The following is a 21,034-nucleotide window of genomic DNA, read 5'->3' as shown; positions in this document are numbered from 1 at the left end:
TTTTATCACGTGCCCTGCTGCCTATTACAGCCTGAGAGGTTCCCATGAGCTTGTTGTTAGAACCCTACACCTTACGCCAGCTAACCCTGCGCAACCGCATCGCGGTATCCCCGATGTGTCAGTACTCAGCGGTCGATGGCCTGACGAACGACTGGCATCTGGTTCACCTTGGCAGCCGAGCAGTGGGCGGTGCCGGCCTTGTCTTTACCGAGGCCGTTGCGGTCACCAAAGACGGCAGAATCACGCCTGAAGACCTTGGCCTGTGGAACGATGAGCAGATCGAAGGCTTGCAGCGAATCACTCGCTTCATCAATGCTCAAGGTGTTGTTGCAGGCATTCAGCTTGCTCACGCCGGGCGCAAGGCCAGCACCTGGCGGCCGTGGTTGGGCAAGTCGGGCAGCATCAAAGCCGAAGAGGGCGGCTGGACGCCTTGGGGGCCATCGCCGATTGCTTTCGATCCCAAGCATACCGCTCCGGTGCAATTGAGCGAGGCGCAGATTCAGGACGTCATTCAGGCATTCGTGGCCTCTGCAAAGCGGGCGCTGACGGCCGGTTTCAAGGTGGTTGAAGTGCATGCCGCCCACGGCTATCTGTTGCACCAGTTCCTGTCGCCGCTCAGCAATCAGCGTCAGGATAAATACGGCGGCTCATTTGAAAACCGTATTCGTCTGACGCTGGAGGTGACTCAAGCGGTCCGTGCCGTGTGGCCTGAAGAGTTGCCTTTGTTTGTGCGGGTCTCCGCCACTGATTGGGTGGAAGATGGCTGGAACCCCGATGAAACCGTTGAACTGGCGCGCCGCTTGAAGGATTTGGGTGTTGACCTGATTGACGTGTCGTCGGGCGGCACTTCAGCCAATGCTGAAATTCCGGTGGGTCCGGGGTATCAGACGCGCTTCGCAGAACGGGTTCGCAAGGAGTCGGACATGGCGACGGGCACCGTAGGCATGATCACTGAACCGGCTCAGGCCGAACATATCCTGCGCACTGGGCAGGCCGATATCATCCTGCTCGCCCGCGAACTGTTGCGTGATCCCTACTGGCCGCTGCATGCCGACGATGACCTCGGCGGCCGCAAGGCAACCTGGCCTGCGCAGTATCAACGTGCGACCCATCGCGACCAGCCGATTCATGAGTCTGATTTGCGGGATTAGTGCCTGAGTGAGAGTCGGCGCTTGCGAACATGCATGACACCGTGGGACCGGCTAGCCGGGAAAGGGCCGATACAGTCGGCTCATTTCTGTCGCCAGTCATTCGGCCTTCCCGGCTAAAGCCGGTCTCGCGTCGTTGCAACATCTGGAAGCACACCGACTCTCCAGTCCTGACACACTTCGTTTTACTCTGCCGTGTACCCAATCGAATGAAAAAAGTCTGTGGAGGCTTTCCATGAACACGCGTGGCTTACTCGACCAACTTCTTAAATCCGGCCAGGAGATGCTGCAGAACAAGGCCGGTGGTGCCGGGCATCAGCAAGGCGGCAAGAAATCCTCTGCCGCGGGCGGCCTGGGTGGTTTGCTGGGCGGTGCTGGTGGCGGTGGTTTGAGCAGTCTGTTGTCGGGGGCGGGTGGTGGTGCCCTGGCTTCCGGCGCCATGGGTTTGCTGTTGGGCAGCAAGGGCGGGCGCAAAGTCGGCGGCAAAGTGCTGACCTATGGTGGCCTGGCGGCGCTGGGCGTCATTGCCTACAAGGCATATGGCAACTGGCAGGCCAAGCAGGGTCTGGCCACTCAGGGTGAGCCACAAACCATTGATCGTCTGCCACCGGAGCAAGTCGAGGAGCACAGTCAGGCAATCCTTCGGGCCCTGGTTGCCGCGGCAAAATCTGACGGTCACGTGGATGAGCGCGAACGTGAGTTGATCGAAGGTGAATTTACCAAGCTGACCGGTGATCAGGAGCTGCAACAATGGCTGCACGCCGAATTGAACAAGCCACTGGACCCCGTTGAAGTCGCGCGCGCCGCGAAGACGCCGGAAATGGCTGCAGAAATGTACATCGCCAGTGTGATGCTGGTGGATGAAGAGCAATTCATGGAGCGTGTTTATCTGGACGAACTGGCCCGTCAGCTCAAGCTGGCACCCGCGTTGAAAGCTGAGTTGGAGATACAGGTGCGCCAGGTTCAGGGTTGATTGCAGTCGATTATGCTTGCTCGCAGCAAATGACAACGCGGTATGCCTTTCAACCGTGTCTCATGTATCGCGGGCAAGCCTCGCTCCCACAGTTCCTGCGTCAGGCTGGCCCAACCACCCATCTGCAACACCCATCCAACCTCTGCATTCATTCGAATACCTAAGGCCTGTAAGAAGATTCTCCGGGTTTCGTGGGAATAGGCCTAATTTATCTCTGAAACAACCCCCTTAGTTCGTCAGAGCCTGGGCTATACTCAGGCCGCGTTGGGCCGTTAGTCGGTCCGCTTCTTGAACCCGGCGTGAAGTCCGGTGTTGAACTCTTGAGGGATGACCGTGAAGAACTGGACCTTACGCCAACGGATCTTGGCGAGTTTCGCCGTAATTATCGCCATCATGCTCATGATGGTTGTCGTGTCGTTTTCCCGCCTGCTATCCATTCAGTCCAGCGAAGAAGAAGTTCGCCTTGATGCACTTCCAGGCGTGTACTACAGCACCCTGCTGCGCAGCGCCTGGGGAGAAAGTTACATCCGCACTCTCGAGCTGATCGGTGAAGGAGAAGGACGTGAGTTGACCGGCCCGGAAAAAGACCAGTTCAAGGATTTCGAGGCGCGTCTTCAGCAGCAGGTGGACAACTATAAACAGACCATCTTCGACGATAACGATCGCGCAAATTTCACTGACTTCGAGCGGCAGCGCGAGACGTACACGCGCCTGCTCAATGACGTGCACACCAGTTTCCAGCGCGGCGACTATATAAAAGCCAAGACCGAGTTTTATGATCAGACCAGACCAGTATGGTCGGCGGGTCGTAAGCAACTTAACGACATCATCGTCATCAACAAAAAAGTAGCTGATGACGCTACCGACCGAATTGTCGTGGCTGTTACCGGCGCAAAAATCAGCATGGGGCTTTCTCTGCTCATTGCGATCATTGCTGCGACATCATGCGGGCTGTTGCTGATGCGCTCGATCATGTCGCCGATGCAACGCATCGTCAGCATCCTGGAAACCATGCGCACCGGAGACTTGAGCAAACGGCTCAATCTGGATCGCAAAGACGAATTCGGCGCTGTGGAAACCGGCTTCAACGACATGATGACCGAGTTGACCGGGCTGGTTTCCCAGGCGCAACGCTCTTCGGTACAGGTCACGACCTCCGTCACCGAGATCGCTGCAACCTCCCGGCAGCAGCAGGCCACGGCGACCGAGACCGCAGCGACGACCACCGAGATCGGCGCGACTTCCCGGGAAATTGCGGCCACGTCCCGCGACCTGGTACGCACGATGACCGAAGTGACCAGTGCTGCTGATCAGGCTTCGATCCTCGCCGGTTCCGGCCAGCAGGGCCTGGCGCGGATGGAAGACACCATGCACCAAGTGATGGGCGCGGCGGATCTGGTCAACGCCAAACTGGCGATCCTCAATGAGAAGGCCGGCAACATCAATCAGGTGGTAGTGACTATCGTCAAGGTTGCTGACCAGACCAACCTGCTGTCGCTCAATGCTGCCATCGAAGCTGAGAAAGCCGGTGAGTATGGCCGTGGTTTTGCGGTGGTTGCGACAGAAGTACGCCGTCTGGCTGACCAGACTGCGGTGGCGACTTATGACATCGAGCAGATGGTCCGTGAGATCCAGTCGGCGGTGTCTGCCGGTGTGATGGGCATGGACAAGTTCTCCGAGGAAGTGCGCCGCGGCATGTTCGAAGTCACCCAGGTCGGCGAACAGTTGACGCAGATTATTCATCAAGTGCAGGCGTTGGCGCCTCGGGTGTTGATGGTCAACGAAGGCATGCAGGCTCAGGCTACCGGCGCCGAGCAGATCAATCAGGCGCTCGTGCAGTTGGGCGATGCCAGTAGCCAGACTGTGGAGTCCTTGCGTCAGGCCAGTTTTGCCATTGATGAGTTGAGTCAGGTGGCGGTCGGTTTGCGTAGCGGCGTTTCGCGTTTCAAAGTCTGAGTACTGACCATGAGCGATCAACCGGTCAGTCGCGGCAGTTCCTCGGTAGCGCCGAAAAACAAGCTGTTCCTGCTATTTCGTATCGGCGATGAACGCTACGCACTGGAGGCGCTGCAAGTCGCCGAAGTGCTGCCGCGTCTACCGCTCAAGGCCATTGCCCAGGCTCCACGATGGGTCGCAGGTGTGTTGGCCCATCGCGGCGATATGATCCCCGTGATTGATCTTGCAGCGTTGGCGTTCGGGCAGATCGCCAAGTCGCGAACCAGTACGCGATTGGTGTTGGTGCATTACCAGGTTGATGCCGGACAGCCCAAGCGCTTGCTGGGGCTGATTATCGAGCAGGCCACCGACATGCTGCGATGCGCGCCGGACGAGTTCAAGGACTACGGCCTGGACAATCCTGAGGCGTCCTATCTGGGGCCGGTACGCGAAGACGCGTCAGGGCTTGTGCAGTGGATCCACGTCCAGGACTTGCTCAGTGATCAGGTGCGTGAGTTGCTCTATCCGGCGCAGCCCCCGGAAGCTGAATTGATTGGAGAGGCACCATGAGCCAGGAGGCGCGCTTCTTCGGTTTTCTCAAGGACCGCATCGGCCTTGATGTCGCTTCCATAGGTGAGGCGATCGTCGAGCGTGCGATTCGTCAGCGTTATCTGGCCACCAAGGCTATCGACAGCGACGGTTACTGGCAGCTTCTGCAGTCATCGGCTGAAGAGCAACAGGCGTTGATCGAGGCTGTAATCGTTCCCGAAACCTGGTTTTTTCGCTATCCGGAATCCTTTGTTTCATTAGGCAACCTCGCCAAGGCACGCATTGCCGAGCTGAACGGCGTACGGCCGATCCGTATCCTCAGCCTGCCGTGTTCCACGGGTGAAGAACCTTATTCCATCGCCATGGCTTTGCTGGATGCGGGTGCGCTGGCAGCGCAGTTCACCATCGATGCAATGGATATCAGCCCGATATCCATTCAGCGCGCAGAGCGCGGCGTGTACGGTAAAAACTCGTTTCGCGGCGATGACATTTCTTATCGTGATCGTTATTTCAACGCCTCCGACGACGGTTTCGAGTTACAGGATCGGGTGCGTGAACGGATCAGCTTCCGTGCCGGCAATTTGCTCGATCCGGCACTGACAAACCAGACGGCCTATGACTTCGTGTTCTGTCGTAATTTGCTGATCTATTTCGATCAGCCCACGCAGAAACATGTGTTTGAGGTGCTCAAGCGCCTGACCCGCGATGACGGCATTCTGTTTATCGGACCTGCCGAAGGCAGCCTGTTGACGCGCATGGGCATGCGCTCGATTGGTATTCCCCAGACTTTTGCGTTCAGTCATTACAGCGCTCCGCAAGAGCCCGTACCGCTGCCTGCTGAGCCCTCTCCGCGCAGTGCAATTGTCCCGCCGGGTTTCAACCCGCGAAGCGTTTCGCGTACTCCGCCGCGACCGACCACCGTGTCGCTTGCGCCTACGCAACGGTCACCTTCCGTTGCAACGGGGAGCCCCGTTACGGCAACGGGTAGAGACGACATTGCGACATTGCTCGCCACTATCGCCAGCCTTGCCAACGAAGGCAAAAGCGCTGATGCACGCGCTGCGTGTGAGCGCTTTCTGAAAAGCCATGAACCTGTGGCGCAGGTGTTTTACTGGTTGGGGTTGCTCAGCGAGGTCGAAGGCAGCAATGCCCAGGCTCAGGGCTTTTATCGCAAGGCGCTGTATTTGCAGCCGCAACACCCGGAGGCATTGGCGCAACTTGCAGCGTTGCTGGCGGCCCAGGGTGATAGCGCCGGGGCACGCAGGCTGAATGAACGTGCGGCCCGCAGTATGAACAAGCAAGGTGGTAGCCCGCGATGAGCAGAATCTTCAGCTATTCGAGCTTCATCCACGAGGATGCCCAGGCAATCGATGACTGCTGGAATCGCATCGGCATTCATGGTGACCGGTCGTGCCCGCTGCTGGTCGAGCATATCCACTGCCGTAACTGCCCGGTCTATGCCGCAGCGGCTACCAGCTTGCTGGATCGCTACGCGCTGACCCGAGGCGATGACGATCATGTGCAAAGGGCCGATTTCAAGGTCAAGACCAAGACGCGCTCGATTCTGGTTTTCCGTCTGGGCGAAGAGTGGCTGGGGTTCCCCACTCGCTGTATGGTCGAGATTGCACCATCACAAACCATTCATTCGCTGCCGCATCAGCGTTCCCGGGCACTGCTCGGTGTGGCCAATGTGCGTGGTGCGCTGGTTGCCTGCCTTTCACTGGTGGAATTGTTGGGGCTCGATACTACGGTTGTGCCTGCGCAATCGAGCCGGATTATGCCGCGCATGCTGATCGTGGCCGCTGATGGCGGTCCGGTGGTGGTGCCGGTGGATGAAATTCACGGTATCCATGCCATCGAAGAAGATCTGCTGGACTCGGCTTCGACTTCCGGAACGCATGCCAACGCGCGCTTTACCCGAGGTGTCTTGCAATGGAAGGATTACAGCCTGCGTCTGCTCGATGAAGAACAACTGTTGTCGGCGATCAATCGGAGCCTTTCATGACGCCAGATGAAATGCGCGATGCCTCGCTGTTCGAGCTGTTCACCCTTGAGGCCGAAGCCCAGACTCAAGTACTGAGCGGTGGTTTGCTTGCCCTTGAGCGTGACCCGACCCAGGCCGATCACCTGGAAGCCTGCATGCGTGCCGCCCACTCACTCAAAGGCGCGGCACGTATCGTCGGTGTCCATTTCGGTGTCAGCGTTGCCCATGTCATGGAAGATTGTCTGGTCAGCGCTCAGGAAGGTCGTCTTTATCTGCAGCCCGAACATATCGACGCCTTGCTGCAAGGGACTGATCTGTTGATGCGTATTGCGACGCCTGGCGTGAGCAACGTCGCGCAGGCCGATATCGACGCTTACGTAGAACGCATGAACACCCTGATGAGCCAGGGCAGCGGTATGCTGCGCGGTGCGACGTTATCAACCCCCTCCGCTGACGATGCCTTGTTGGCGGCCGCGATGGGGTTGACGCAATCGACGCCTTCCGGTCTTGATCCGTTGCTCGCACTCAAGCTTCCTGACGAAAATCCGGTGCCCGGTATTGCCACTGTGCCAGTGCCAGAGCCGGTGTCGTCTGTCGACGAAGGCCCGGTTGAGCCTGCTGCTGCGCCTGCCATGCGGCGTAACCGTCGGGCATCCGAGGGCGGCGAGCGCGTGTTGCGGGTGACGGCCGAGCGACTGAACAGCTTGCTGGATCTGTCGAGCAAGTCACTGGTCGAGACGCAACGCATCAAGCCTTATCTGGCCAATATGCAGCGGCTCAAGCGTATCCAGACCGGCAGCAGTCGCGCGCTGGATGATCTTGAGGCCAGTTTTGGCGAGGCTGGTCTTGGTCCGGATGCCCAAAAAGCTCTGGACGAAGCGCGCCGTCTACTCGCCGAAGCGCAGCAGATGCTGGTTAGCCAGACTGCTGAACTTGACGAATTCGGCTGGGTGGCGGGGCAGCGAGCGCAGGAGCTTTATGACACTGCACTGGCTTGCCGGATGCGACCGTTTGCCGATGTTCTGGCCGGTCAGGCGCGCATGGTGCGTGATCTCGGACGCGAGCTCGGCAAGCAGGTCCGGTTGGAAATCGAAGGCGAAAAAACCCAGGTCGATCGTGACGTGCTGGAAAAGCTCGAGGCCCCGCTGACCCATTTGCTGCGCAACGCTGTGGACCACGGCATCGAGCTACCTGAAACGCGGCTGGCTGCGGGTAAACCGGCAGAAGGACTGATTCGTCTCAAAGCGTCCCATCAAGCGGGCCAGTTGCAGGTCGAGCTCAGCGATGACGGCGGCGGTGTGGACCTTGAGCGGTTGCGCAGCAATATCATCAAGCGTCAATTATCGCCTGCTGAAACGGCGTCGCAATTGAGCGAAGAAGAACTGCTGACGTTCCTGTTTCTGCCCGGTTTCAGTTTGAAAGACAAAGTCACCGAAATTTCCGGACGTGGCGTCGGCCTTGACGCTGTCCATGACATGGTTCGCCAACTGCGCGGCGTGGTCTTCGCTGAACAGCAGGCAAACCATGGCACCCGGTTTGTGATGGAAGTGCCGTTAACCCTGTCGGTAGTGCGCAGCCTGGTAGTAGAGGTCGGCGGCGAAGCCTATGCGTTCCCGTTGGCGCACATTGAGCGCATGAGCGATGTGCACAGCGACGATATTGTCCAGCTCGAAGGGCGCCAGCATTTCTGGCATGAAGGGCGACACGTCGGCCTGGTCGCCGCTAGCCAGTTACTGCACCGGCCACCAAGCCAGAGCTCTGAAGGTGTGCTCAAAGTCGTGGTGATCCGTGAGCGGGATGCGGTCTATGGCGTTGCTGTCGAGCGTTTTATCGGCGAGCGCACGCTCGTGGTATTGCCTTTGGATCCCCGGCTGGGCAAGGTCCAGGACATCTCCGCGGGTGCCTTGCTCGACGATGGCTCGGCAGTGCTGATCATCGATGTCGAGGATATGCTGCGTTCGGTAGAGAAGTTGCTCAACACCGGACGTCTTGAACGCATCGACCGGCGCAACCGTCAGGTTGACGCTGTATCGCGCAAACGTGTGCTGGTGGTCGACGATTCGTTGACGGTACGTGAGTTGCAGCGCAAGTTACTGGTCAATCGCGGCTACGAAGTGGCCGTTGCCGTGGACGGTATGGATGGCTGGAATGCATTGCGCGCAGAAGATTTCGATTTGCTCATCACCGATATCGACATGCCCCGCATGGACGGTATCGAACTGGTCACGCTGGTACGTCGGGATACTCGATTGCAGTCCCTGCCAGTGATGGTCGTTTCCTACAAGGATCGCGAAGAAGATCGCCGTCGTGGTCTGGATGCGGGGGCTGATTACTATCTGGCCAAGGCCAGTTTCCATGACGACGCGTTACTCGATGCCGTTGCTGAATTGATTGGGGATGCTCAGGCATGAAGATCGCGATCGTCAATGACATGCCTATGGCAGTCGAGGCCTTGCGTCGGGCGGTGGCCCTTGAGCCTTTGCACGAAGTGGTTTGGGTAGCGGGCAACGGGGCAGAGGCTGTGCGTAAATGCGCCGAGCTGCTTCCGGACGTCATTCTGATGGACCTGATCATGCCGGTCATGGACGGCGTCGAAGCCACCCGGCAGATCATGGCGGCGACGCCTTGCGCGATTGTGATCGTCACCGTCGACCGCCAGCAAAATATGAATCGGGTGTTCGAAGCGATGGGGCATGGTGCGCTGGATGTCGTGGATACGCCCGCCATCGGCGCAGGCAACCCCAGGGACGCCGCCGCACCGCTGTTGCGCAAGATCCTCAATATCGGCTGGTTAATGCGCCCGGAGCAACGCTCCGAACCGATTGTTTCGGCACCGTTGCGCTCCAGTAGTCAGCGTCAGCAATTGGTGGCTATCGGTTCGTCGGCAGGCGGGCCCGCAGCGCTGGAGATATTGCTGAAAGGCTTGCCGGTCAATTTCCCGGCGGCCATCGTGTTGGTGCAGCACGTGGATCAGGTTTTTGCCGCTGGCATGGCTGAATGGCTCAGCAGCTCCTCGGGGTTGCCGGTTCGGCTGGCTCAGGAAGGCGAACCGCCTCGGCCTGGAACGGTGCTGCTGGCGGGCACCAATCACCATATCCGTTTATTGAAGAACGGCACGCTGGCCTATACGGCAGAACCGGTCAATGAAATTTATCGGCCATCCATTGACGTTTTTTTTGAAAGCGTGGCGCGTTACTGGACCGGAGAAGCAGTAGGTGTTTTGCTGACGGGCATGGGACGCGACGGGGCTCAAGGCCTCAAACTCATGCGCCAGCAAGGTTATTTGACCATCGCTCAGGATCAACAGTCCTGCGCGGTGTACGGCATGCCCAAAGCGGCAGCGGCCATTGATGCGGCGGTTGAGATCAGACCGCTGGAGACTATTTCGATGCGTTTGAAAGAGGTGTTCGCCCAATGAGTATTTACGCGAAATCACCATCAGGCGCTGGACAGGAGTTGGGGAATGAATGACTTGCTGCTGGACTCCCTCCAGCCAGATGACGAAAACTCGGCCATGGTGCTGCTGGTCGATGATCAGGCGATGATCGGCGAAGCGGTCAGGCGTAGTCTGGCCAACGAGGACCGAATCGACTTTCACTTCTGCGCTGATCCGCATCAGGCCATTGCGCAGGCGATCCAGATCAAGCCCACGGTTATCCTGCAGGATCTGGTCATGCCAGGCCTGGACGGCCTGACGCTGGTGCGCGAGTACCGCAATAATCCGCTGACCAAAGACATTCCGATCATCGTGCTTTCGACCAAGGAAGACCCGATGATCAAGAGCGCGGCGTTTTCTGCCGGCGCCAACGATTATCTGGTCAAACTGCCGGACACGATCGAGCTGGTGGCGCGGATTCGTTACCACTCACGTTCGTACATGACCCTGTTGCAACGTGACGAAGCGTACCGTGCCTTGCGGGTGAGTCAGCAGCAGTTGCTCGACACCAACCTCGTGCTGCAGCGCCTGATGAACTCTGATGGTTTGACGGGCCTGTCCAACCGTCGTCATTTCGACGAGTACCTGGAGCTGGAGTGGCGTCGTGCGAGCCGTGATCAGACCCAGTTGTCTTTGATGATGATTGATGTCGATTTCTTCAAGGCGTACAACGACAACTTCGGCCATCTGGAAGGCGACGAAGCGCTGCGTCAAGTGGCCAAGGCCATTCGCGCCAGTTCGGCTCGCCCATCGGACCTGCCTGCGCGTTATGGCGGCGAAGAGTTCGCGCTGGTGCTGCCCAATACGTCACCGGGTGGTGCACGTCTGCTGGCCGAGAAGCTGCGCATGACCGTCGCGGGCATGAACATCCCGCACATCGCGCCGACACCTGGCGCTTCGTTGACGGTCAGCATTGGCGTATCGACCATCGTCCCGCAGCCTGGCACCAACAGCCGCCAGTTGATTCAGGAAGCGGACAAAGGGCTTTATGCGGCCAAGCATAATGGGCGTAATCAGGTTTCGGTGGCGTAGGGCCAGATTGAGGTCCGGCCTAAGCTGTTGGCTTCAGGGTTGCAAAGCCTGATCCGCCACGTTGTACCTGAAAGGGTTGCCCGCCAAACTATTCAGATTGAGTCTCACTACAGGGATCCAGATCCCTGTTTTGGTTTTTATATTTAGCCTGATACGCCTTCGCCAATGCGCCAAGGATGCCGACTTTATAGGAAAACGACTCTATAGGCAGACTATGGCCTATATTCCGAGCCCACGTTGCGATCATGATCTCGTTCCATCTGCGCCAGGGTTCGTACGCCGACCCCGGAGCAGGTGCCCAAGTCGCCTGCTAAATTCCGCTCTGTCTTGAGGTCGCACCCCTTGCCCGGGCGTACGCCTACCAACGTTCCCGCATCATTGGCGTAGATGCACAGATTCTCGAGCCCTCTCAGCGTTATGTAATTCATGGCTGAACAGCCTGGTCTCCCGCGGTGTAGCTAAAAGGATTACCATTTAGTTGGCTTAGATTAAGTCTTATGATCGGCAGCCAGAGCCCTGTTCTGGTTTTGTACTTGCTTTGATAGATTTTTGCCTCTGCTAGACCGGGCGCATTTTTATAGAAGAATGACTCCAGTGGTAATTGAGTCGGAATGTTTTGTGCCCAGACTTTTACCATCACCTCGTTCCACAGCGCTTCCATATTGGGAGGACGGTTTTCTCTAACTTTCAGGCTGACCATAAATTGTTCGGGAGACGCAGTGCTTAAAGAGCACTGGTAATCCCGGTTGAGGATAGTTCGTGTATAAGCGTACCATTGGTCCACGGTTTGAACGCCTACCCCGGCGCAAGTACTGATATCGGCGAGTTGAAAGTTTCTCGGTTTGAGGCCACACCCCCGATTGCCCCGGGCGCCCACCAGAGTCCCGGCATCGTAGGCATACACGCACAAATATTCTACCGGCTTGCCTTGTGCAGTCGCTTCGCTCTGTGACAGGAATGTAAAGCCGCTATTGTGGTAGAGGTTTTGAACATGAGCATCGGCTCTCATATAGGAAAATGAGATACCGCCTAGCTGGGTTGATAACGCGCTTGGATTCCAGGAGTCGTAGGCTCCATTCTCCGTCGCGCGAATAATAACTCCGTTACAGTAATAAGCCGGCAGGTTATTCGGACAGGCTGCCCTCGTATCCAAATACCGAGCGTTTATGGCCGCTGCTATGGCGTCACCTGATGAAGCGGAGTTGATAATCTCAAGGGATAAAGCTTCAGATATTTTAAGCGGTTCCAGGCCAATCCCCACGCTGTAGGTAAACACCCCATTGCCACCCACGTCACCGGCCACTGCAGATGTGGGTACGGTGAACACCACCGGCCGAGCCGTACCCACGAGTTGAACGGTTGCATTGTATTGAGATTTACCTGTCCATCTCAGTCCTACATTGTGCCCACTGGTAATGGTGGGGTAGGTGACATTGACTGTCACGTTGGCGCCCAGTGTTGAAAGGTTCAGCTTCCCTGCTTGTGCTTGTGGCGCAACCGGTTTCGGAAAAGTGGCGGGAACTGCGTTCCCTATTACATTGATCGATAGACGATTGGATACTTCGATAGGGCTGTTATCGACGCCCACGCTGTAAGTCAATACGCCGCTGCTGCCTGTATCGGCAGCTATGTTGGCCTTAGGCACAGTAAACGTCAGCGGTCCCGCTGCGCCCACTGTCTGCACGGGTGATTTATAGGTGTTTTTACCCGTCCACCACACCGAAACAGTATGACCTGTAGCAACAGCCGGATACGTGACGTTTACAGTGGCATTCGCACCCAGTGTGTTCAGATCGATTGTCTTGTTGGGGGCTTCAGTTACCGTGGGGTCAGGCAATACCAATGCGCGTGTTTTACTGCTCTGGATAACCGACACCTCTACGTTTGATGTTGAGCTGCCCAGGCGGTTCTGCAAACCGGTAGCTAAACTACATGCGCTCAACGCGCAGGACAACGTTATGGCAAGGGCAGTGCATTGTGATGTCAAACGCATGATGACGTCTCGCTTTTGCCTGGTTTTGCCGTAGATATAAGAGGGTGTCCAACTCGTTATCTATAAGGCAATGCGCGTTGAATGGTCGGAACGTTACACTGCTTGTCGGTAAGTTTTAACGATCTTTAGGTGTGACTAAATATCTGGCCGTGTACCAGGGAAGCGATGCAGGATGCACCGCTTTTTTAAGCTTTTGAGTTATCGGATAGTGATTTGCTAAGCAATGACTTTGACCGAAAGCGGTGCGGAGATGTTGATGGGATCGTTACCTGACCCGACCGAGTAAGTCACCGTGCCACTGGCGTTCAAATCGGCTTCGATATTGCCCTTTGGAATGAGGAATTGCAGTGTTTTAATGTCTATTACTGTCTGGATAGGGGTGTGATACATCACCTTGCCACTCCAGCGTGCACCGACTGATTGGCCAACAGCCATGCTTGGGTAAGTGACACTCACCGTCGCACTATCGCCAAGAGTGCTTAATTGAATCGTACCGTTTTGCGCCTCCAGCACAACGGGCGACGGCAAGATGGATGAGCGTGCATTCGTTTGAGAGGTCATTGTGGTCTTCCTGATTTTCTTATAAAGAGAGTTCTGGGAAGGAGGGGATCCAACCGTCATGAAAGTCTGGCAGAAGGATGGATAAGTGAAAGACCATGTCGCTATGGTATTAATCGCTAAATTTTATATGTGTCGTTGAGAGGTAACTATTATCGGTGGTTGAAAGTACCCGTGATTAGTTATCCATGTTGATCTGCTCTGCTTCCCACTGTTCAAGCCGACCTCAGCCTTTTTCTCGTGGAGCATTGATAGCAGGATGCCGCGATGAACCGATATTTCGAAGAGGATGCCCAGTCCTGCAGCGGGCTTGCGTGAATGCTGCTCATCACTGCCCAACGGGCTGCCTTCATCGCCCTCACTCGGGTATACTCACCGGCTTTGAAAATTTCGCCTGCGAGTGCTGCCCACCATGGAAATCAACCCGATCCTAAACAGCATCAAGGACCTGTCCGAGCGCTCCGAAACCATTCGGGGGTATCTTTGACTACGATCACAAACATGATCGTCTGACCGAAGTTAACCGCGAGCTCGAAGATCCAAATGTCTGGAACAACCCAAGCTACGCCCAGGAACTAGGCCGCGAGCGTTCGCTGTTGGCGCAGATTGTAGACACCCTGGACGAAATGTCCTCCGGTCTGGCCGATGCCAAAGACCTGCTGCTGATGTCCGCCGAAGAAGAAGACCAGGCTGCCGTCGATGACGTGGCTGCCGAAGTCGAGCGCCTGCGTGCGTCGCTTGAGAAGCTTGAATTCCGTCGCATGTTCAGCGGCGAGATGGACCCCAACAACGCCTACCTGGATATCCAGGCCGGCTCCGGCGGTACCGAAGCACAGGACTGGGCCAACATCCTCCTGCGCATGTACCTGCGCTGGGCTGACAAGCGCGGTTTCGACGCGACGATCATGGAACTGTCCGCCGGTGAAGTCGCCGGTATCAAGGGCGCTACGGTGCACATCAAGGGCGAATACGCCTTTGGCTGGCTGCGTACCGAAATCGGCGTGCACCGTCTGGTGCGCAAGAGCCCGTTCGACTCCGGTAATCGTCGTCACACCTCGTTCTCGGCGGTCTTCGTTTCTCCGGAAATCGACGACAACATCGAAATCGACATCAATCCGTCGGACCTGCGTATCGATACCTATCGTTCGTCCGGTGCCGGTGGTCAGCACGTAAACACCACTGACTCGGCCGTGCGGATTACTCACGTACCGACCAACACCGTGGTGAGCTGTCAGAACGAACGTTCCCAGCACGCGAACAAAGACACCGCGATGAAAATGTTGCGGGCGCGCTTGTATGAGCAGGAAGTGCAGAAACGCAACGCCGCTTCCCAGGCACTGGAAGACACCAAGTCCGATATCGGCTGGGGTCACCAGATCCGTTCATACGTGCTGGACGCCTCGCGGATCAAGGATCTGCGGACCAACATCGAACGCAGTGACTGCGACAAGGTGCTGGACGGCGATCTCGACGAGTACCTGATTGCGAGCCTGAAACAAGGGCTGTAACCCGTCAGCCTTGATCTTCAAGACCCCCGTGCAAACGCGGGGGCAACGAACCTGTGATGGAATATTTAAAGACATGAGCGACCAACAACTCGACCCGCAAGCCCTGCAACAGGAAGAAAACACCCTGATCGCCCTGCGCAAGGAAAAGCTTGCTGCCGAGCGCGCCAAGGGTCAGGCTTTTCCTAATGACTTCCGCCGCGACAGCTACTGCAATGACCTGCAGAAAAAGTACGTGGACAAGACCAAGGAAGAGCTGGCTGAAGCGGCGATCCCGGTCAAGGTTGCCGGTCGCATTATGCTCAACCGTGGCTCGTTCATGGTGATTCAGGACATGACCGGTCGCATCCAGGTCTACGTCAACCGCAAGACTTTGTCGGAAGAAACCCTGGCCGCAGTGAAAACCTGGGACCTGGGCGACATCATTGCTGCTGAAGGCACGCTGGCGCGTTCGGGCAAAGGCGACCTGTACGTCGAAATGACCACTGTGCGTCTGCTGACCAAGTCGCTGCGTCCGCTGCCCGACAAACACCACGGCCTGACCGACACCGAGCAACGTTACCGCCAGCGCTACGTTGACCTCATCGTCAACGAAGAAGTGCGTGATACCTTCCGTGTGCGTTCTCAAGTCATCGCTCACATCCGCAGCTTCCTGATGAAGCGTGACTTCCTGGAAGTCGAAACGCCAATGCTGCAGACCATCCCTGGCGGCGCAGCAGCCAAGCCGTTTGAAACTCATCACAATGCGCTGGACATGGAAATGTTCCTGCGTATCGCGCCTGAGCTGTACCTGAAACGTCTGGTGGTTGGCGGCTTCGAGAAAGTGTTCGAGATCAACCGCAACTTCCGTAACGAAGGCGTCTCGACCCGTCACAATCCTGAGTTCACCATGCTTGAGTTCTATCAGGCGTATGCGGACTACGAAGACAATATGGACCTCACCGAGGAGCTATTCCGCGAACTGGCTCAACTGGTTCTGGGTACTACTGATGTGCCTTACGGCGACAAGGTATTCCACTTCGGCGAACCGTTCGTGCGTCTGTCGGTGTTCGACTCGATCCTCAAGTACAACCCGGATCTGACCGCTGCTGACCTGCAAGACATCGACAAGGCTCGTGCCATCGCCAAGAAAGCTGGCGCCAAAGTGCTGGGCTTCGAAGGTCTGGGCAAGCTGCAGGTGATGATTTTCGAAGAGCTGGTCGAGCACAAGCTGGAGCAGCCGCACTTCATCACTCAGTACCCGTTCGAAGTGTCGCCACTGGCACGCCGCAACGATGACAACCCGAACGTCACCGACCGTTTTGAACTGTTCATCGGCGGCCGTGAAATCGCCAACGCTTACTCCGAGTTGAACGACGCGGAAGATCAGGCCGAGCGCTTCCAGGCTCAGGTTGCCGACAAGGACGCGGGCGATGACGAAGCCATGCACTACGACGCTGACTTCGTGCGTGCGCTGGAGTACGGCATGCCGCCGACTGCCGGTGAAGGCATCGGCATCGACCGTCTGGTCATGCTGCTAACCAATGCCCCGTCGATCCGGGACGTGATCCTCTTCCCGCACATGCGCCCACAAGCGTAAGTGACGTGAAAAACGAGCCGCCTGTGATGGGCGGCTTTTTTTTGCGTGACGATTTGGCCTCTGAAAGCTTCAGTTCAGACATGTTGGTTTACATTTTCAGCGCAACTGGCATCTTGGCCTGGTGTGATTGCTCCGGGCTGGTAGGAGCGAACTTGTTCGCGAGGCGCTTACATGACCACCGCCGCGTCGACAAACAGGCTCTTGCCGTTGCAATCCCGGACAGATCGTTTTCAAGCAAAAGGAAAGAACCGTCGTGACCCGTTCGATTGCTCAAAATGGAGCCGCTGGTGCTGCCAGCGCCGTGGTGCAAAGTGTCGAGTATCAAGGTCGCAAGGCAAGTCGACAGGGCAGTGAACAGCGCAGGCAGGACATTCTCGATGCCGCCATGCGCATCGTCGTCCGTGACGGCGTGCGTGCGGTGCGTCACCGTGCTGTAGCTGCGGAGGCGGGTGTACCGCTGTCGGCCACCACGTACTACTTCAAGGACATCGATGACCTGCTCACCGACGCCTTTTCTCAGTACGTCGAACGCAGTGCCGCGTACATGGCCAAGCTCTGGGAAAGTACCGAAGTCACCTTGCGCGAAATGGTGGGACGTACTGACGGCACGACTGCTGGTCGTGCGCGTCTGGCCGATGAAATCGCGATCATGGCCATCGAATATATTCGTCGGCAACTGTCGACCCGCCGCGATTACCTGATTGCCGAACATGCCTTCCATTGTGAGGCGTTGATTAACCCGCGGCTGGCCCGACTGGTGGATGCGCATCGGGATATTCTGCTGCAAGGTGCCTACCGCCTTTTGCAGGTCATGGGCTCGGTTCAGCCACTTCAGGACGCTCAAGTGTTGACGGGGGTCATGTGTCGGATGGAGTATCAAGGTCTGCTACATGGCCCGCAGCCCGACGCGGACAAAGAAAACCTCGGTATTCTCACCCGTCAGATGCATCTGGTATTAGGCACGACAAAGCCGCTCGACGAGTGACAAGCCCCCCTCTCGGGAGTAGCCAATGAAAGCCTGGCGTCTGCTTTTCGCCTTGTCGTTCCTGCTGTTGAGTGGCTGCCTGGTGACGTTCAAGGATTCGATTCCGGCGCGCGAAGCGGCGCCAACGCGACTGCTGGGCAACTGGACCAGCAAGAATGCCTGGGGCGAGCCGCTTGAGCTGGAAATCAGCCGGACCGGCAGCAACGAGTACAAGGCAGTCAGCTACCGTAAGGGGGATCGCAAGCACCGCGATGGGTACGCTTTTACCGTCTCACGGCATGGCAGTCGCTGGTATCTGAGCGCCGGTCTGCCGGAAAAATATGGCGGCCATTTCGTAATGGCAGGCTTTGAACTGGCGCAAACCGGCGAGTTGGTGGTCTACAACCTGGACATGGATCGCTTCAACCAATGGGTTGAGCATAATGGGCTCAGCGGCGAAAAAATGCCAATAGGGAAAGACGACGGATTGTTGATCACCAGCCCTCTGGATCAAGTGTTTGGTTACCTGAACGATCCGGCCAATTCTGATGTTTTTCTCGAGGTAGCGCGTTACCAGCGGCTGCCCGAGCAGGGCACACGCCCGACCAACCAAGGGCCGACCAAGGCGCAATAACCAAGGAGCACGGGGTGGACGAGTACCAGCAGACTATACGAACGTTGTCGGATCGGATCGTCGCAGCCCAGACGCCGATTCGGGTTCTGGATGCGGTGAAGTGGGACGACACGGTGCGCAAGGATTTTCTTGCGGCCAAAGGCAAGGCCTTACCTGCGGTGGATCGCGCCTATTACGAAAATCGGCCTCTGGGTTTTGATTCCTCTGAACTGAAGCTCGAATTCCAGAATATCGAGCGCGACATCACCCGTCAGTTGGGCCAGTTCAACCCGGTGGGCCAGATCATGCGCCGCATGTGCAAGGAGTACCGCATGGTAGTCCGCATGCTGGAGGCCCGAGGGACTGCGGATTTCGGGCTGATCTCCCAGGAGTTGTACGGCGCGGCGTCTGACGCTTTCCATGCCGGTGATCCAACCCTGGCTGATCTGGGTTTGATGCTTTCTGACTACCTCAATAACATCGCCGGGCGCGGTGACCTCAAGGATGAGCCGAAAATCCTGACGGCCAAAGACGCGGTGTCTTTGCTGCAAAGTCGTCTGAACAAGGTTTTTGGTGAGGCCGAAGAGACCATTCGCGTCTTCGAATCCGACGGCATTGTCGCCGATGCCGCGGCAGGCGCCGACTACATCAAGATTCGTTCCGACGCGATGTTCAACGAGCGCGATGTGCGAGCCTTGGAAGTACATGAAGGGCTGGTGCATGTGGGCACCACGCTGAATGGCCAGAATCAGCCGATCTGTACCTTCCTGTCAAAAGGACCGCCGTCTTCGACCGTGACGCAGGAAGGCCTGGCGATCCTCATGGAGGTCATCGCCTTTGCCTCCTACCCAAGTCGCTTGCGCAAGCTGACCAACCGTACTCGCGCCATCCATATGGCCGAGGAGGGCGCTGATTTCCTTCAGGTGTTCGAGTTCTACCGTGAGCAAGGTTTTGGCATGTCTGAAAGCTACGGCAATGCCAGCCGGGTTTTCCGCGGCTCGGTGCCCAATGGCCTGCCGTTCACCAAGGACTTGTCCTATCTCAAGGGTTTCATCATGGTTTACAACTATATTCAGCTCGCCGTGCGCAAGGGCAAGCTGGAACAAGTGCCGCTGCTGTTCTGTGGCAAAACCACCCTTGAAGACATGCGTACCTTGCGTCAACTGGTGGATGAAGGCCTGGTCGTGCCGCCCAAGTACCTGCCCGAGCAGTTCCGGGACATGAATGCGCTGTCGGCGTGGATGTGCTTCTCGAACTTCCTGAACCACCTGAGCCTGGACCGGATCGAGGCGGACTATTCGAATATTTTGTAGCGCCTCAGATCTCTTGTAGGAGCTGCCGAAGGCTGCGAAGGCGGTGTGTCATTAGAATCCGATCGCAGCCTTCGGCAGCTCCTACAGAAAATGTATTTTATTGATCCGAGCCGCATCAAAAAACAAAAGGAATCCCGCTTGAAATTCCTCATCACCCTCACGCTGCTCTTGTCCCTGAGCGGCTGCAGCTCGATGCTGTTCTACCCGGAACCGGGCCTGCCGTTTACCCCTGAAAAAGCCCACCTGCAATACCGCGACGTGACCCTGACCGCTGCCGACGGCACGCAACTTCATGCCTGGTGGTTGCCTGCCAAAGAAGGCGTTGAAGTCAAAGGCACGGTGCTGCACTTGCATGGCAATGGCGGCAATCTGGCCTGGCACCTGGGCGGTAGTTGGTGGTTGCCGGAGCAGGGTTATCAGGTTCTGATCCTTGACTATCGCGGCTATGGTTTATCCCAGGGGGCGCCCAGCCTGCCTGCGATTTATCAGGACGTGGATGCAGCATTCGACTGGCTGAACAAAGCCCCTGAAGTGCAGGGCAAGCCGCTTGTAGTGCTCGGTCAGAGCATCGGCGGTGCGCTGGGGGTGCATTACCTGTCTGAGCATCCGCAGCAACGTTCGCGGCTCAAGGCGCTGATTCTCGATGGAGCGCCTGCCAGTTACCGTAAAGTCGCTCGTTATACGCTGAGTACTTCATGGCTGACCTGGCCGTTCAAAACACCGCTTTCCTGGTTGATACCCGACGCAGACAGCGCCATCAATGGCCTGCCGAAATTGAAGGGGACGCCGATGCTGATATTCCAGAGCATGGACGACACCCTCGTGCCACTCGACAACGGCATCAGCCTCTATCAGGCCGCGCCGCTGCCACGGGTGCTGCAACTGACCCGTGGCGGTCATGTGCAGACATTCTCTGACCCCACCTGGCGTCAGGTGATGATTCGCTACCTGGAAGATCCGCAGCACTTCAATGGTCTGCGTCGTCTCGGTGAAGTGCCGAATTACCCGGATCCCTCTGAAAAAGAAACATCTGAGAACCGCAAATGAGTGAAGAGCGCAATGCCATTCCCCTGATCATCACGGGTATCTGCACGATCTTCGTCACTGTCGGCACGCTTTGGTATTACGGCTATTTGCATTTTGCCAAGCCTGAAGATGCTCTGTTGCTCAACGAATTCACGATGCTCAAAACCGTGCCGGGCGAAGACTACAAAATCGCCGCCACACCTGCCGCCGAAGTCGCGCAGTGCATTGATGGCGTGCTGGTGTTGTTTGACACGTCGCAGAAAGGACTGTCTGGAGTTCTGATCAATAACAGGAAGCAGGCAGTGCGCTGTGCAGGCCAGGAGACGCCACAGCAACTTCAGCCTTGATTGTGAAATGCGATCCCCTGTGGGAGCTGGGCTTGCCCGCGATAAGGCTGAATGCGTTCTAAAGTGAACCGCATTCAGC

General features: G+C 57.1%; 18 protein-coding genes. 16 read left to right on the top strand and 2 right to left on the bottom strand.

The features are described from left to right. Positions 1-44: 44 nt before the first annotated feature. The 9 genes from KDX30_RS13060 to KDX30_RS13020 all read left to right on the top strand — a co-directional run bounded on the left by KDX30_RS13060 (position 45) and on the right by KDX30_RS13020 (position 11,057). On the top strand, positions 45-1,151 hold the full coding sequence (locus KDX30_RS13060) for an NADH:flavin oxidoreductase/NADH oxidase (RefSeq protein ID WP_122396179.1): 1,107 nt from the start codon (positions 45-47) through the stop codon (positions 1,149-1,151). Positions 1,152-1,383: 232 nt separating this feature from the next. Next, the gene (locus KDX30_RS13055; RefSeq protein WP_231676164.1) at positions 1,384-2,121 is read left to right on the top strand and encodes a tellurite resistance TerB family protein; all 738 of its coding nucleotides are present in this window, start codon (positions 1,384-1,386) and stop codon (positions 2,119-2,121) included. A 333-nt stretch (positions 2,122-2,454) separates the two neighbouring features. Beyond that, positions 2,455-4,077 carry a methyl-accepting chemotaxis protein gene (locus tag KDX30_RS13050; protein WP_231676162.1) on the top strand — a complete coding sequence of 541 codons (1,623 nt, stop codon included), beginning with the start codon at positions 2,455-2,457 and terminating at the stop codon, positions 4,075-4,077. 9 nt (positions 4,078-4,086) lie between these two features. Continuing rightward, entirely contained in the window at positions 4,087-4,626 is a 540-nt protein-coding gene (locus KDX30_RS13045) for a chemotaxis protein CheW (RefSeq protein ID WP_231676160.1), read from the top strand. Next, on the top strand, positions 4,623-5,924 hold the full coding sequence (locus KDX30_RS13040) for a CheR family methyltransferase (RefSeq protein ID WP_231676158.1): 1,302 nt from the start codon (positions 4,623-4,625) through the stop codon (positions 5,922-5,924). Before KDX30_RS13045 ends, KDX30_RS13040 begins: the two co-directional genes overlap by 4 nt. Then, complete coding sequence (locus KDX30_RS13035; RefSeq protein WP_231676156.1) at positions 5,921-6,610, top strand: chemotaxis protein CheW; 690 nt, start codon at positions 5,921-5,923, stop codon at positions 6,608-6,610. The genes KDX30_RS13040 and KDX30_RS13035 overlap by 4 nt, the downstream gene beginning before the upstream one ends. Further along, complete coding sequence (locus KDX30_RS13030; RefSeq protein WP_231676153.1) at positions 6,607-9,000, top strand: hybrid sensor histidine kinase/response regulator; 2,394 nt, start codon at positions 6,607-6,609, stop codon at positions 8,998-9,000. The genes KDX30_RS13035 and KDX30_RS13030 overlap by 4 nt, the downstream gene beginning before the upstream one ends. After that, a complete protein-coding gene (gene cheB / locus KDX30_RS13025) occupies positions 8,997-10,007 on the top strand; it encodes a chemotaxis response regulator protein-glutamate methylesterase (RefSeq protein WP_231676150.1) in 1,011 nt (336 codons plus the stop codon). Before KDX30_RS13030 ends, cheB begins: the two co-directional genes overlap by 4 nt. Positions 10,008-10,052: 45 nt before the next feature. Then, positions 10,053-11,057, top strand: a complete 1,005-nt coding sequence (locus KDX30_RS13020) for a response regulator (RefSeq protein WP_231676148.1) — start codon at positions 10,053-10,055, stop codon at positions 11,055-11,057. A 424-nt stretch (positions 11,058-11,481) separates the two neighbouring features. On the opposite strand, the gene KDX30_RS13015 is transcribed toward KDX30_RS13020, so the two are convergent. Continuing rightward, positions 11,482-13,050 (bottom strand): hypothetical protein, encoded by a 1,569-nt coding sequence (locus tag KDX30_RS13015; protein ID WP_231676145.1) that lies wholly within the window; start codon positions 13,048-13,050, stop codon positions 11,482-11,484. Positions 13,051-13,266: 216 nt separating this feature from the next. Further along, positions 13,267-13,611: a hypothetical protein gene (locus KDX30_RS13010; RefSeq protein WP_231676142.1), complete on the bottom strand. Its 345-nt coding sequence runs from the start codon at positions 13,609-13,611 to the stop codon at positions 13,267-13,269. Between the two features lie 409 nt (positions 13,612-14,020). Here KDX30_RS13010 and prfB point away from each other — a divergent pair. From prfB to KDX30_RS12975, 7 genes are all read left to right on the top strand, one after another. After that, a protein-coding gene (gene prfB / locus KDX30_RS13005) for a peptide chain release factor 2 (protein ID WP_099267665.1) occupies positions 14,021-15,116 on the top strand; the annotation gives its coding sequence in 2 pieces (ribosomal slippage) (positions 14,021-14,092 and positions 14,094-15,116; 1,095 coding nt in all). A 73-nt stretch (positions 15,117-15,189) separates the two neighbouring features. Beyond that, complete coding sequence (gene lysS / locus KDX30_RS13000) at positions 15,190-16,692, top strand: lysine--tRNA ligase (RefSeq protein ID WP_099267666.1); 1,503 nt, start codon at positions 15,190-15,192, stop codon at positions 16,690-16,692. Between the two features lie 253 nt (positions 16,693-16,945). Further along, a complete protein-coding gene (locus tag KDX30_RS12995) occupies positions 16,946-17,677 on the top strand; it encodes a TetR/AcrR family transcriptional regulator (protein WP_231676140.1) in 732 nt (243 codons plus the stop codon). Between the two features lie 25 nt (positions 17,678-17,702). Continuing rightward, entirely contained in the window at positions 17,703-18,290 is a 588-nt protein-coding gene (locus KDX30_RS12990; protein ID WP_231676138.1) for a hypothetical protein, read from the top strand. Positions 18,291-18,304: 14 nt separating this feature from the next. Beyond that, positions 18,305-19,582: a flavohemoglobin expression-modulating QEGLA motif protein gene (locus KDX30_RS12985; protein WP_027897880.1), complete on the top strand. Its 1,278-nt coding sequence runs from the start codon at positions 18,305-18,307 to the stop codon at positions 19,580-19,582. Positions 19,583-19,774: 192 nt separating this feature from the next. Then, the gene (locus KDX30_RS12980; RefSeq protein WP_231676243.1) at positions 19,775-20,629 is read left to right on the top strand and encodes an alpha/beta hydrolase; all 855 of its coding nucleotides are present in this window, start codon (positions 19,775-19,777) and stop codon (positions 20,627-20,629) included. Then, a complete protein-coding gene (locus KDX30_RS12975; RefSeq protein WP_099267670.1) occupies positions 20,626-20,955 on the top strand; it encodes a hypothetical protein in 330 nt (109 codons plus the stop codon). The genes KDX30_RS12980 and KDX30_RS12975 overlap by 4 nt, the downstream gene beginning before the upstream one ends. The last annotated feature ends 79 nt before the right edge of the window (positions 20,956-21,034 follow it).

The organism is Pseudomonas quasicaspiana (assembly GCF_021147825.1).
Taxonomy (GTDB): Bacteria; Pseudomonadota; Gammaproteobacteria; order Pseudomonadales; family Pseudomonadaceae; genus Aquipseudomonas; species Aquipseudomonas quasicaspiana.
Note: the sequence above shows the minus strand (reverse complement) of the source record. Positions and strands in the feature narration are given on the sequence as shown.

What these genes read in the sequence shown, in the direction of transcription:
- cheB (WP_231676150.1), top strand. Translation starts at nt 8,997, where the DNA reads ATGAAGATCGCGATCGTCAATGACATGCCTATGGCAGTCGAGGCCTTG.
- KDX30_RS13010 (WP_231676142.1), bottom strand. Translation starts at nt 13,611, where the DNA reads ATGACCTCTCAAACGAATGCACGCTCATCCATCTTGCCGTCGCCCGTT.
- KDX30_RS13055 (WP_231676164.1), top strand. Translation starts at nt 1,384, where the DNA reads ATGAACACGCGTGGCTTACTCGACCAACTTCTTAAATCCGGCCAGGAG.
- KDX30_RS12990 (WP_231676138.1), top strand. Translation starts at nt 17,703, where the DNA reads ATGAAAGCCTGGCGTCTGCTTTTCGCCTTGTCGTTCCTGCTGTTGAGT.
- KDX30_RS13015 (WP_231676145.1), bottom strand. Translation starts at nt 13,050, where the DNA reads ATGCGTTTGACATCACAATGCACTGCCCTTGCCATAACGTTGTCCTGC.
- KDX30_RS13040 (WP_231676158.1), top strand. Translation starts at nt 4,623, where the DNA reads ATGAGCCAGGAGGCGCGCTTCTTCGGTTTTCTCAAGGACCGCATCGGC.
- KDX30_RS12975 (WP_099267670.1), top strand. Translation starts at nt 20,626, where the DNA reads ATGAGTGAAGAGCGCAATGCCATTCCCCTGATCATCACGGGTATCTGC.
- KDX30_RS13045 (WP_231676160.1), top strand. Translation starts at nt 4,087, where the DNA reads ATGAGCGATCAACCGGTCAGTCGCGGCAGTTCCTCGGTAGCGCCGAAA.
- KDX30_RS12980 (WP_231676243.1), top strand. Translation starts at nt 19,775, where the DNA reads ATGCTGTTCTACCCGGAACCGGGCCTGCCGTTTACCCCTGAAAAAGCC.
- KDX30_RS13035 (WP_231676156.1), top strand. Translation starts at nt 5,921, where the DNA reads ATGAGCAGAATCTTCAGCTATTCGAGCTTCATCCACGAGGATGCCCAG.
- lysS (WP_099267666.1), top strand. Translation starts at nt 15,190, where the DNA reads ATGAGCGACCAACAACTCGACCCGCAAGCCCTGCAACAGGAAGAAAAC.
- KDX30_RS13060 (WP_122396179.1), top strand. Translation starts at nt 45, where the DNA reads ATGAGCTTGTTGTTAGAACCCTACACCTTACGCCAGCTAACCCTGCGC.
- KDX30_RS13020 (WP_231676148.1), top strand. Translation starts at nt 10,053, where the DNA reads ATGAATGACTTGCTGCTGGACTCCCTCCAGCCAGATGACGAAAACTCG.
- KDX30_RS13030 (WP_231676153.1), top strand. Translation starts at nt 6,607, where the DNA reads ATGACGCCAGATGAAATGCGCGATGCCTCGCTGTTCGAGCTGTTCACC.